This window comes from Lacinutrix cladophorae, from assembly GCF_053604645.1.
In genome coordinates this window covers 864466-876664 of sequence record NZ_JBSHNR010000121.1, presented here as the reverse complement: position 1 = coordinate 876664, position 12199 = coordinate 864466, and the positions used below count along the sequence as shown (strand labels likewise).

Here is a 12199-nt window from a genome sequence, read left to right as displayed (position 1 = left end):
TTGAAGAAAATTAATACTGCCAATTTACATGTAATGGTTTTAGCATCCAAGGAAAACTAAGGATTCTAAAAGAAAAAGGGACTTTATATAGCAACATATCATAAGATCTATTTTGCACAGTTAATTCCCAGTGTGCTACTTTTTCGGAAAGCTTTCCTTCTCTTTGAAACCAATTCTTACGAAGTCCGTCATGAGAAGTAGTTCCAATAGCAGTCCATTGGGATTTTACTGCATCCAATAAACCCTGCATAAGTTCTTTTTGATTTTCTGAAATTGGAGTTTCCTCATTCCCTAGAGTTTCTATAGGAAGGCCACAAATTAGTTTATTTAAAACTAAAAAAGGTGCTTCAGTTTGTTCTATTCCTGTTGCCAAGTATTGTAAACAATGAACCGCTTGTAATTGTAATTTCTCATTTTTAAAACGAATACCTTCCGTAAGTGCAAGCCTTTCAAAAAGTAATGGAAAATACCCATTTAAAAGCACCAATCCTGCATTATTAATAAAAACATCTTCGTTTAATTTCATTTTATTCTTCTTTATAGTAGGTTTTTATTATATATACTTGAGCAAATAATTTACGTAGTTTTATGAATCAATACAGGACTTATTCCTCCTGAATAATCTAGTATAGAGCAATACCTTGTTTGTTTTAATATAGCTTTCAATTTTAAGAAATTTGGGTTATGATAAGGTTTAATTACTTTCCTTCCAGTTAATACTAATTCTAAATCTTTATCGTACAATTTCTGTGTTAAAAAAAAGCTTGCTATTCCACCTCCAAAATCTACGTTTGTGATCTCACCATTTTGTTCCTTTTCATATAAATAAGCTTTGAAAGTAGAATTAAAACAATCATAAAATTGTTTCCAAAGCTTTGTTTGTTCTCCTATCAACTCCACATACAAAATCATTTTAGATTCCATTATAAGATAGCCATGAATGTTCATGTCTTTTTCTATAACGGCTTTATTCAAAGATTCTGCAATCATTATTTTACGAAATTCATTTGGAATACGATGATGCCAATTGTTATAAACCAATTTAAATAATTGTCTTTTTGTCCCATCTATAATTACTTTAGACTTTTCCATCATGCTGTAACTAAATACTATTTAAAGTATTATTTTCCTTTTGGAATTCCTTTTTTACACCTTCTAGTAATTCTTTTTTTGTGACTTCAATAGAATTTCTTTCTACTGCTTTTAATGCACAAAATCTAAGTACATTATTAATACTTCCACCTGATAATTCATAATCTTGTGCAAGTTGCTTTACATCAATATCTTTAGATAATTTACAACCATTAGAAAATGTATTCTTCCATAATTGATAACGAGAATCCGCATTTGGCATACTAAAAGGAATTATAGATTGGAATCTTCTAATAAAAGCTTGATCTATATTATTTTTTAAATTAGAAGAAAGTATCACCACACCAGAAAAATCTTCTATACGTTGTAATAAATAGGACACTTCTTGATTCGCATAACTATCATGTGCGTCACTCACGTTAGTTCGTTTACCAAATAGCGCATCTGCTTCATCAAAAAAGAGTATCCATCCTTTTTGTTGGGCTTTATCAAATAGTTTACTGAGGTTTTTTTCGGTTTCACCAATATATTTTGAAATAACCATTGATAAATCTATTCGATACACATCTCTATTTGTGACTTTACCAAGTAAGGTTGCGGTAAGCGTTTTCCCAGTTCCAGGAGGACCATGAAAAAAAGCGCGAAATCCTGGCTTTAACCTTTGTTCTAATTTCCAATCTTTCATAATTGTACTACCATGTTGTAACCATGTCTTTATTTCGAATATTTGGTCTAAAACAGTATCATCTAGCACAAGATCATTCCACTCTAATTTTGTGCTTATTTTTTTTGCTAGAAAACTGGGTATTTGTTTTACTTCCTGCATATATCCTGTAATAAAATAATCTAGCCATTGGTCATTTAAAGATAGGATCCCGTTGTATTTAGGAATATATTTTTTTGTTTTACTCAATGCAATAACATCTTCTTTAATTAAAATAGAATCCCGGTTAAATAAATGCATCGCTTCATACCTTAACGCAGGATTTGTTGCAGAAATTAGAAACATAACTGTTTCACCAGTTGGCAGAAACCCTCTATGTTTTTCATCTATTATTCCACCAAACGCAGTGAATTCTCTTTTGTATATTTGATTTTTTTCTAAGAAAACATCCAGAATTTCTGGTTTAATATTTGGAGTCATAGCTAACACAAGCACTAATCGTTGGTAGATATTAAGCTCCCAACTTATAACACTTGTAGCATAATAATCTCTTTTATTTTCCAGATTAGGCAAGGGAATATCTTGCCATTTATTTTGGTTATCTTCTTGTTTTAAATAACTCTTAAGAACTTGATCTATTACTTTTTGTAACCAATCGATTTCATTGTATATCGTTTTTAAAGTTTCCGTTTGACCCATAGCGTATAAATAATTTATTAATATCTTCTAAATTTGCATCTTCCCATTTAAAGTAACTCAGTGCAGTATTCGGATTTAGCGTATTTGGGGGTAGCATATCTAAAACATTAGACGCAATATTTACGCAATGTTTTTGAGAAACAAAATTAGGATCCTGATAATAATCCTGATTAAAAAAATCGTTAGCCCAATCCTCTTTATTCTTTTGTTTAGAAATTAAATCTCTTATAAAGGCTTCTACTTTTTCATTCTTAACAGTTAATTTTTTTGCTTTAAAAAACTGAGGAATTCGTTTGTCTTCTCTTTGGTAATACTCAATATTTCGCGAGCTAATTGTTTTAGTAGTATCATGGCAAAACAAATCTTGTAGTCCAAAATTTTCTGCTTCAGTAGCTAACTCTAATTCTGCATCACTATTACCTGAAACTACTAAAGACCAACCTTCTGCAGTTGCACATTCGTTAACAACATACAATTCGCGAAAGGAATAATATGTTTGAGTCATTTTTATAATAAGCGCATCCTTAATAGCATTCCAATTAAAAAGCTTTGTAGATTTCGGATTGTTTGCTGTAAACCAATAACTACCAGCACTTTTAAATGCTAATATTTGTTTACTCCATTCAAAATTTCCTTCTAAAGCATTTTCACCATTTGTTCTACCAGAATATGGTTTAGAAACTCCTTCATTAAAATTCCAGTTTGCGGCATTTAATAGTATGTTAGATTCTATTTCGCAATCATTCTTGTCTACAATCCCATCTCTAAAAACGTTCCCTAAAACAACCATTTGTCCATCTTTAATTTGAAAAAAGTCACCAGGGTACAGATTCTGATTTTGAATTATTGAAGGTATATATCCTCCTGTTTTTAAATAAAAATCTTCGTGAAATTTTTGATATAAATTATTCATAATTATTGTTTTAGTTTTGTGTTAAGAACCTAAATACGCTGCATTAGCAGCACTTAATCCAGCTTGTAATGAATGCAACTTGACTTCTGCTTTATTAAGATTACTTATAGCTTCGTCAAGCTGGTTTATTGTAATTTGGCTCGCTTTTATCGCTTTTATATTTTCCTCTTTTGCTTTTTTATAAGCTTTTTGTAATTGGCTATAAATTAATGATTGAGCATTCATTGCATCCTCTTGCGAATTAGAAATGGCTTTTATATTTGAAACTAAATTTATAGATTCTTGGTTCTCTAAATTAGCAATCCCATTAGATTCCATAATAGAAGATTGTGAATTAGAGGAAGATGTTAAAGCGACTAAAGCAAGTGTTACTGCATTAGTTGCATCTTTTTCTGAAGATATTATTCTATTAATCAATTCGTTTGAAATAAGAGGATTCTTTGCTTTATTTCGAATTATTAAAGTATGAAGTTTTTTAATTACTTCTGCACTATAAATAAGCTTATTTACAACAGTTTTCATTGAAGAAGCCATTTTATCTATCCCATCATTTGCGGTTATGGTTTCACTTAAAGCTATATTAGATTTGCTCTCTAAATCTTTTGCTGCAGCAAGAATTTGTTCTATCAACAAAAGGTTGTTTTGTGCCTGTTTCTTAATCTCTTCAGAAGAAGTAAGAAATCCTTGAAATTTACTTGCTTTCTCTCTAAGCGAACTAACAATAGTTTGACATTGTTCAACTTCATATTGCGCATCAAATACTTGCGTTGTTAATTCATTAATTGCAGCTTGCTTTTTTTCGTTAATATTATATATGCTGTTTTTCATGGTTTGCTTATTTATTTCATTTTAAATTCTTTAATCTTTCCATTTTTGAAAAACAAATGATTTAGTATTCGTAGGGTTAGAAACTGCATTCGTGTATTCCCCTAAAAAATGAGGTTTTACTAAAGGAATTGTAAGAACAACTGGAGTATAACGATTACCTTTTACCATGATATTACCATAAACATCAGTACTTTCGGCACCTAATTTAGCAACATACATCGCTGTATTTACTTCCCCTTTTTTAGTGGTATCTTTTTTTAAGCTTGCTTCTATAAAATTACCACTAGAAACTTGCTCAGCTAAAAGTAAATTGAAATAAGGTTTTTCTATATTCTTCTCCTGATATTGATATTGCCTTGCTATATAATTTGGTAAAAACATACAGCGATAAATAACAGAAATATCTGGATTTGTTTTTGTTTGAATAATAAATGAAAATGTGGTTTCTATAGTTTCATTTAAAGGAGTAATAATTCGCTCTTCTTGTATGTCAAAGGTTTTAATATCTGGACCTATTAACGAATGTGCTAAACTAAATGACAGAGAAGGTATCGATAAAAAATCCTCAAAATTATTAATGTATTTTTTATATACCGTTTTATAGATAGCATAAACTATAATTACATATTGTTCTCCTAACTGCAGTTTTTCTCCATCCGTATCATTTAATGCTTTTATAGTAATTGATAATTCAACCGAATCATCAAATTCCTTAATTTCTTTGAAATCCTTATTATTAGTACCTTTGGAAACAATTTGCTCTGCACTATTTAAATTAAAAATATTTTTGTTCTTCTCTTTTACCAAAAAGATAAAATACTTTTCTACTGGATTACTAATTGGTTGATTCGCTTTTTTAAACGGACTTTTTATAGTATCGAAACTAACGGAATAACGATCATTAGCATCCGCTTTTTCTAGTATTCTAAGATTTAAATTTAATTCTTTATTGTTCTTAAAATAAGCTAATTCTGCTGTCGATAAATTAATTACACTAGTTTTTAAATTCCCTTTTGCTTTTTCTTCTTTACGCTTTGTTTGACCAATCAAAACATTATCTGTTGTTATCCTATTGGAGACTTCTTCTAACTCTGACACAATAATTTTAAATAATTTTTCAACTAGTATATTGGTAGCGTTTGCTTTTTCAAATACTGTATTAGAAGAAATTTTTGCGGTAGACGAAGAAGCATTCATAGCTAATAGCGACGTCTTTTCAGCATCATAGGCTGTAATAACCATAAGATCATTAGCCTCACTTGCAAGTTGCTCAACAGCATCACCAAAATCTTCTGCTTTTATCCTACTAAAAACACTTGCTATATCTGAAGTTAATTTTAAAATCGCATTTGCAGCTACCTGAACATTTCCAGCTGCAACTGCAGTATTTGTAATTGCTTGATCAACATCATTTTTTTCTTGCCTAGCATAGTCTAAAAGGTTATTTGAAATATTACTAATATTTACTAGCTGCTTATTTATACTATGTTTTGTTTCAAATTCTTGATTTGTTATTTTTAGATTTTCTTGTGCTACAATCACATCTCCTTGCAAATAATAATGACTAAAAAGTGAAGCATTTAATTGTGCATTTAATTTCTTTTGTTCTAACTCTTGTTCCTTTAAAACAGATAGAACAGTTGCGTGTAAATTCCCCTTATATGTATTCAAAATATTCGTTTTAATAATTCCAACTCTATATTTTACCCTCCTATAATTACGTTTGGAGCGCCTATTACTATTTTACCTCCATGTGCTGTAGCATCTCCAACTCTAGCTGCTGGCATACCTCCAATTAAAACGGTTGCAGACCCTGTAGCAATGGAATCTAGTGGACCAACACAAACTAAAGCATCTCCAACCTTTGCTGCTGGCATACCACCAATTAGCACCGTTGGTTCTCCTGGGCCTAGAATTGGGCCTCCAACATGAGGAATAGGAGGTACTCCTGATGTTTGCATTGGACATTCGTGAAAATCGGTTACTCTTGCTGCTTCTGGCATATTTCTTTTTGTTTAATTTATCATTACCATTGCTCCTTGAAGCGTTAATTGTCCTCCTCCTTGAACACTTGCTGAAGCACTTCCTTCTGCCGAAAATTCTACATCTGCTTTATGTTGAATATTTAGACCTTTTACATTCACATCTCCTCCTTGAGCTACTAATGAAATTCCTTGAGCACCTATAATACTAACTTTTTCACTCGAATCAATAGAAATGCTTTTCGGGCTTTTTAATTCAATACCAGTTTGAGACATGGTAATTGTATTGTCATTTTGATCTTGAATAATAATTTGTTTATCGGCATCACTAAACACAACTTTATTCTTATCTGGAGTTGTAATTGTGAATGTTTGATTTTCGTCATCAAAAATAATTTCAATACCAGATTTAGACACTATTGCTTTAGTGGAATTGTGCGGATTAGGATTAAGACCTTCCGACGGTTTTAACTTCGGATTGCTATATAAACTTCCTAATATTATTGGAAATCTTGGGTCTTCATTTAAAAAACCAACCACAACCTCATCGCCAATTTCAGGCATAAAAAAAGCACCTGCATTATTAGAAGCATAAAAACTAGAAAGTCTAGCCCAAAGTCCTTCTTCTGAAGTATTAAAAAGTGGTACATCTACCAAAATTCGGTATTGATTTTCTGGGTCTTGGTCTATTTTTTTTACGGTTGCAGTAAACAGTCCATTTACACCAGATAATAAACCTGAAGGAGAAATTGCTTTAGTCTTATTTTGCTTAGCAATCCATTCATCTGAAAGTCCGATTCCGTATTCTGTCATCCAATTACCATCAGAAATATTATGAGTTACTTTAGATACTAAATGATCTCCATTAAAGCGATCTCCCACTGCACTTAAGGTGATGTATTTGCCTATTTGAACTGAAGGATTACCCGGACATACAACTTTGCCTTGTATTTTTGAAAAATTATTTTTAATTAGTTGAGCTTGGTTCCAATTTTCGAGCTCGTCGTTTTTAATTGGTGCTGGCGATTGTAGATCAAAAGTTTTTAACCCTACCACTTCTGAAAGTTTTGTACTTGATAAATTGCCAGGACCAGAAAAACTATTCTTCATTTCTGCATCAATTAATTCTTGATTTGCATAGTCCCAAGAACTAGATTTCACTTTATCTAATTGACTAATAGCATTAAGATTTGCATGAAACTCATAAAGATTATTACCAGATTCTATTTCTAAAACTGAGGTTGTATCACTATCTGGTTTTTCAACAGAAACTTTACCATTAATCGTTTTTACTATTAAACCATTAGCTGCGGCTCTTACTAATATAAAATCCCAATCGGTTGTATCATATTGTACTTGTTGTGGCCAAATAAAAGTTGTAGCAGTAATATTGGTAGTGATACCTGAATAGGTTCCTAAAATAGACGTCAAGATATCGCTATCACTTGTTTTTATAAAGGTTTTACTTTTTCTACCAACTGTTGTTTTAATTGCTTCATCACTACATGTTACAATAAGTGCAGAACCTATAATATGGTCAATACTTATGGTTTGTTCCGTAATAATTCCTTTGAAAATAATTTTGTTATTATTATCATATCCAGCTTCAATACTAATTTCTCTACTAGGAAGAAATGTATCAGAAGAACTCGCTTCAAATGTTCCAGTACTAAAATCACCATCCAGAATTTCAATTTGAGCTGTACTTATTTTATTAACTGCATGTTCTATTTTAATAGAATATACTCGATTTTCATCTGGAATAGTACTACCACCAACTTTTACTACAAAAGTTACAATTCCTCCACTACCTATATCATTTCTTACTGCCATTGGTTTATTTTTAATTAAAGTTTAAAGAATTATTGCTTTTAGTTTCCATTTGAAATTGTTAATTGTTCGTAAGCAATTTCTAAGGCATCTATTGCGACTTCACTTCCATCCGATTTAAGATCTGTACTCGTAATTTTAGTTGGCCAAGCGTTGTTAAGTTCCCATTGCATAGAAACTTCGCTTTTTTCATTTAATAATTTGATAAATACTGTCCTTCGTTTAATAGTATTCATTGAGATTTCTGCATGCCATTTCCAGAATGTATTATCATTAACAAACACACCTCGTTTCATAGTAATGTTACCATACTTTACAATTCCAGGCATTTTCTCTGTTGAAAAAAGTTTACTATTACTATGTCGATATTCTATAATCTGATTTTCTACATCCATTCCTGAAACTTCTTGAAATGCTACACCTTGTAGTTCGGTTCCTAGATCTACTTCAAATCTAAACTTTGGCATTGGCCAAGTTGCGTTTTCTTTACTTCCATCTATTGCCATATTTTTAGTTTTCTTGTTTTAGTTTGATTTTTTCATTTGAATTACAAATGAAAAAACAATAAACTCTACTGGTCGTACTATAGACACACCTACATTTACAATCATATTATCATTTAAAATATCTTGATTAGTCATGGTTTCATTTAAACCACATCTCACAAAAAAAGCGTCTTCTTGTGTTGCTCCTTGAAAGCCACCCTGCCTCCAAATGGAAGTCAAAAAATTACTTATCATCTTTTTTACAACTAACCAAGTATTACTATCATTGGGTTCAAAAACAAAAGCTTTTGTAGCAAGTTTACAGGACTGTTCTAAAAAAATAAGCATTCTACGAACGGGTATATACCTCCAATCGGTACTATTACCATCTAGAGTTCTTGCCCCCCAAACTAGCACACTATTACCACTAAAAAACCGAATTGCATTAATAGACTTTCCGGAAACTGCATCTACATTTAAGCCAGCTTGATCTATACTTGATAATTTAATAGGTAAAGAAACAGCTCCAACTATAGATGTATTTGCTGGAGCTTTCCATACACCTTCTTGATTATCTGTTGTTGTGATAACACCTGCCATTGCACCACTTGGCGGAAGCATATTAGCTACTATTAGTGTTTCTTTAATAATTAAAGAATATAAAGGACTTGCATTTAACAAAGCTCTATTAAGCGCTTCTATAGTTAGATTTGTATCCTCTAAGCCCCTAATCATTTTAAAGATTTTAGTTATATTTTGATTTGCGTTTTCAGCAAGGCTTAATAACGCTTCTAATTGTTCTAAATCTCCACCAAATAAACTGTTAAAATCAATATCCGTTTGCTGCATCATGGTAGTTCCTATAAAAGGATAATAAGCACAACCAAAAGACAAGCCTCTAGCTCCTGTATTATTTCGAAAGGTTTCAATATCATCCAAATAAAGTATAGGATCAGGATCACGACCACCAATAACATCAAAAATGCTAATTGCTGTTTGCATTTCTAAATTTTGAAATAACATAGATTGCATAAGTGTTGCATTATTTACAACAGAAAGCAAAGTAGCTTCCGGACAAATATACATGGTTGGCTCCTGCTCTTTTTTTAATAAAGCAATTCCGTTTTGTAAGTCGTTTAATTGCACATTCGAGTTTACAATTTGATCGTCAGGATGCATTGGGGTTTTAGAAGGACATCCATAAGTTCCTACAGAAACAATATAGGCGTCTTCTCCTCCATTTTCGTAAAACAGACGAATACTATTATACATATAATAAATAGTGTTTGGATCTGGCACTATCGCATAGAAATCACCTGCAATAATAATACAACTTCCTTTTATTGGTTTTTGCTTTTGCTTTACCAGATAATATTCTGGACTATATTGTTGTTTTGGTATTGCCGAAGCTGGAGCATCTGGATAACAGAATATAAATTTAAATTCTGCGAATGATGAGATTTTTGTGGGTATGTTAAAATACGATTTTCCTTCATAAGAAGCTTGAGGAGTATAGCCAATAAAAGCTGGAATAGCTGTTGGCACAGGAAGTATAGAGTTATGAAAAGCATTTACTTCCTCTATATAAACTCCAGGTGTTTTATATTTTGCAGTCATAGCGTTCTATTTTATTAGTTACATATATTATATATAAATATATATTTGTGACAATAGCTTTTGATTTCCATGTTCTATGCTAATCTCCAAGTTTTGAGGGCTTGCGTTAGGCAAACCAGAGAAAATCTCCTTAGTTATTACTTGATTATTTTCTTCTTTTACATCAATCAAATCGAATGTATACTTTGGTGTTTGGCTTAATTTTAAAGGTTTATTAGCAGTAAAGCTTATTGCTTGTTGTCCATTTTTTAACACAACTTGTTTAGGTGCACCAAAAGACACATCGACATTACCTTGAATAGAAGGATTAGATAGATTAGATAGATTTCTATTAATAATATGATATTGCCAAAAAGTTGCTCTAGCTGTTAAGGCTATTAAAAACTCTTGCCTTTCAGAAGAAGCTTCAATAATATCCTGAAAATAGATTTTTATAGTCGCAAATTTATCATTGCTATTTTCGGCACTTGGTTTAGGGATTAATTCTACCGTATTGGGGTTGCTTTTGTTTTCTATAGCATTACTAGCATATAAATAAGAAGGAATAAAACCAAAAGGAATATTGGTGTAATTGTAAAAATCGGAATCCGATATTACCATATTAAAATCAAAATAGTTGTTGGTAGTTACACTTTCTATAGATTTTAAAAATGCTTCTGTAGCGAACTCTGAATTAATAAATATGTTTAACGAATCCTGCATCGTTTGTATTTGAATATCAAATCGATTCTTTATTTGTTCTGTTATCCATCCTAAAGACAGACTAACCCCTTCTGCTAAATAAGCATTAAAGTACTCATGCGTTATTTTAATAGTGCATATTTTTTTATAGGAAACTGTACTCATAATTAATTTCTATAGATTAGAATAATAGCTATTGATATAATTCAAAAAACAGTAAAGTTTAATTACACGAAAAGGAATAATAATTTTCAACGAAAGCTTTTCTGTTTTACTAAAAAAAACCAATAATAATCTAAGACAGTATATTATACCATCCTGCTATTTGTTGTTTTATTCAGTATCAACAGAATTAATGTTGATTTCTGTGGGAGAACTTAAATGTACGAAATTATTTGATTTTAAGAACGTTACACATAAAATAAGTTAAAGCGAGATTGATTTAAACTTATTATTGGGATTAACTTCGCTGTGCTTGTTATTCCCTCAAAGCGCAGCTTTGAAAAAGATAAAGCTGTACTTACAAATTCAAGCTAGCTTGATTTGACATGCTTAAAAGAGGACTAACTTCGCTTTGCTCGTTTCTCCTCGAAAGCTCCGCTTTGAAAAAAGAAAAGTTGCATTTACAAATTCAAGCGAGCTTGATTTGACATGCAACTTTTCTTTTTATTTGTGACCTCGAGAGGGTTCGAACCTCCAACCCTCAGAGCCGAAATCTGATATTCTATCCAGTTGAACTACGAGGCCATAATTCCTGCGAAAGCAGGAATCTTATTTAATTGCAGTAATAACTACCCTTAGCATTCTACTAAACAGACTGCTTGGGTGTTTTACTCCGGAAATAACATATGTTTAAGACAATTTTGCCTTTACAATAGTAGAAATTGTTTTACCATCTGCCTGTCCTGCAAGTTTTTGGTTTACCATTCCCATTACTTTTCCCATATCTTTCATGCCTACTGCACCAGTTGCTGCAATAGTTTCTACTACTACTTTTTCAATTTCTGCTTCGCTAAGTTGTGCTGGTAAAAACTGACTAATAACTTCGGCTTGTGCTAGTTCTGGTTCTGCTAAATCTTCTCTGTTTTGTTCCGAAAAAATGGCTGCACTATCTTTACGTTGTTTAACTAATTTAGAAAGTATTTTTATTTCTTGATCTTCGGTTATTTCTTCTTTAGATCCTGTTTCTGTTTGTGCTAAAAGTATTTCAGATTTCACTGCTCTTAATGCAGCTAATGCTGTTTGATCTTTAGATTTCATTGCAGCTTTCATCGCTGTCATTATATCTTGTTGTAAGCTCATAATAGTATTTATTTTGAATTGCAAAGATATGAAAAAGCGAGCAGTTGACTCTATAGAGTTTTAAAGCATTTCAACAGAAGAACACTTTCATTTAAAAGATTTCCAC

At 31.4% G+C, this 12199-nt stretch carries 12 protein-coding genes and 1 tRNA gene; all 13 read right to left on the bottom strand.

What is annotated here, in order from left to right; translation table 11 throughout:
• Window positions 1-10: 10 nt before the first annotated feature.
• The 13 genes from ACVC3Y_RS16850 to ACVC3Y_RS16790 all read right to left on the bottom strand — a co-directional run bounded on the left by ACVC3Y_RS16850 (window position 11) and on the right by ACVC3Y_RS16790 (window position 12093).
• Window positions 11-526 (bottom strand): contractile injection system tape measure protein, encoded by a 516-nt coding sequence (locus ACVC3Y_RS16850; RefSeq protein WP_452227537.1) that lies wholly within the window; start codon window positions 524-526, stop codon window positions 11-13.
• Between the two features lie 50 nt (window positions 527-576).
• On the bottom strand, window positions 577-1092 hold the full coding sequence (locus ACVC3Y_RS16845) for a hypothetical protein (RefSeq protein WP_452227536.1): 516 nt from the start codon (window positions 1090-1092) through the stop codon (window positions 577-579).
• Between the two features lie 10 nt (window positions 1093-1102).
• The gene (locus tag ACVC3Y_RS16840; protein ID WP_452227535.1) at window positions 1103-2455 is read right to left on the bottom strand and encodes an ATP-binding protein; all 1353 of its coding nucleotides are present in this window, start codon (window positions 2453-2455) and stop codon (window positions 1103-1105) included.
• Window positions 2418-3368 carry a hypothetical protein gene (locus ACVC3Y_RS16835; protein WP_452227534.1) on the bottom strand — a complete coding sequence of 317 codons (951 nt, stop codon included), beginning with the start codon at window positions 3366-3368 and terminating at the stop codon, window positions 2418-2420. The genes ACVC3Y_RS16840 and ACVC3Y_RS16835 overlap by 38 nt, the downstream gene beginning before the upstream one ends.
• 21 nt (window positions 3369-3389) lie before the next feature.
• Window positions 3390-4196 (bottom strand): hypothetical protein, encoded by an 807-nt coding sequence (locus tag ACVC3Y_RS16830; RefSeq protein ID WP_452227533.1) that lies wholly within the window; start codon window positions 4194-4196, stop codon window positions 3390-3392.
• 30 nt (window positions 4197-4226) lie between these two features.
• The gene (locus ACVC3Y_RS16825; protein ID WP_452227532.1) at window positions 4227-5867 is read right to left on the bottom strand and encodes a hypothetical protein; all 1641 of its coding nucleotides are present in this window, start codon (window positions 5865-5867) and stop codon (window positions 4227-4229) included.
• Between the two features lie 32 nt (window positions 5868-5899).
• Window positions 5900-6199, bottom strand: a complete 300-nt coding sequence (locus tag ACVC3Y_RS16820) for a PAAR domain-containing protein (protein ID WP_452227531.1) — start codon at window positions 6197-6199, stop codon at window positions 5900-5902.
• A gap of 12 nt (window positions 6200-6211) precedes the next feature.
• Window positions 6212-8011 carry a type VI secretion system tip protein VgrG gene (vgrG, locus tag ACVC3Y_RS16815; protein WP_452227530.1) on the bottom strand — a complete coding sequence of 600 codons (1800 nt, stop codon included), beginning with the start codon at window positions 8009-8011 and terminating at the stop codon, window positions 6212-6214.
• Between the two features lie 38 nt (window positions 8012-8049).
• Window positions 8050-8514 (bottom strand): phage tail protein, encoded by a 465-nt coding sequence (locus ACVC3Y_RS16810; protein WP_452227529.1) that lies wholly within the window; start codon window positions 8512-8514, stop codon window positions 8050-8052.
• Between the two features lie 18 nt (window positions 8515-8532).
• Window positions 8533-10110, bottom strand: a complete 1578-nt coding sequence (locus ACVC3Y_RS16805) for a phage tail sheath family protein (protein WP_452227528.1) — start codon at window positions 10108-10110, stop codon at window positions 8533-8535.
• A 27-nt stretch (window positions 10111-10137) separates the two neighbouring features.
• The gene (locus tag ACVC3Y_RS16800; RefSeq protein ID WP_452227527.1) at window positions 10138-10956 is read right to left on the bottom strand and encodes a hypothetical protein; all 819 of its coding nucleotides are present in this window, start codon (window positions 10954-10956) and stop codon (window positions 10138-10140) included.
• Window positions 10957-11464: 508 nt separating this feature from the next.
• Window positions 11465-11538: transfer RNA gene (locus ACVC3Y_RS16795), tRNA-Arg, on the bottom strand.
• Between the two features lie 105 nt (window positions 11539-11643).
• A complete protein-coding gene (locus tag ACVC3Y_RS16790) occupies window positions 11644-12093 on the bottom strand; it encodes a GatB/YqeY domain-containing protein (protein ID WP_303420387.1) in 450 nt (149 codons plus the stop codon).
• Window positions 12094-12199 lie beyond the last annotated feature (106 nt).